The 648-nt window shown below is 52.8% G+C and carries 1 protein-coding gene; it reads right to left on the reverse strand.

Annotation, left to right across the window (positions count from 1 at the left end):
- Positions 1-628: hypothetical protein (locus RCF13_RS05390; RefSeq protein WP_308140938.1), on the reverse strand; the 628-nt coding region annotated here is incomplete at its 3' end.
- Positions 629-648: the final 20 nt, after the last annotated feature.

Raw genomic sequence — 648 nt, forward strand, 5'->3', positions numbered from 1 at the left:
GGAGAGTAGAGATATAACTGTTGAAATGTGTGGCCGCGGATCTGAGAGCCTCAGATTCTGTTAGGTCGACGCCGTAGTGGCTGGAGAATGTGTCGCCAGTAGCGATATCTATTTCGTGAATGCGCTCTCCAAATGTGACGATTTCCTTTTCGATTAACGTGCCGAGTGCTTCTGCCTGTCGGTTTAGATGATCGCGGATCAGCGCCGCTCGCCCTTCTGCCGAACCGGCGTTGCGTATCAAGTCGTAGAAATAGGCGAAGACCCGCGCCTTCGAGAGGGTGCGGTCCTCTGCTCTCACCCCGTTACAACTGATCTCATGTCTGATTTTTGCCGATAGCAGTCGTGACGGAGATGGTTGCCAGGCCATTAAAGCGAGTTCGAGCTCTGCAAGCAGGTCCTGATGGTCTTTCTCGACGAATGTAATGAAACCGCGCCCAGTCCGCAGCCACAGCCTTTCTTCTTCTTGCGTCCACATAAGGCCTTCAAAGGCTTCCGCCGCGAAATCATCTTTCCGTGTCTTTTCGAACGTCGCGATGGCCCAGAACGCAAACGCCTTCCTATTGCGTCCCTCCAGACCCATACTCTTTGCCCAATCATGAAGCCTTGAGAGAATACCCTTGCCACTCATATAGAGCTTCAGTTGCTCTC

The organism is Stenotrophomonas maltophilia group sp. RNC7, from assembly GCF_030910085.1.
Classification (GTDB): domain Bacteria; phylum Pseudomonadota; class Gammaproteobacteria; order Xanthomonadales; family Xanthomonadaceae; genus Stenotrophomonas; species Stenotrophomonas sepilia.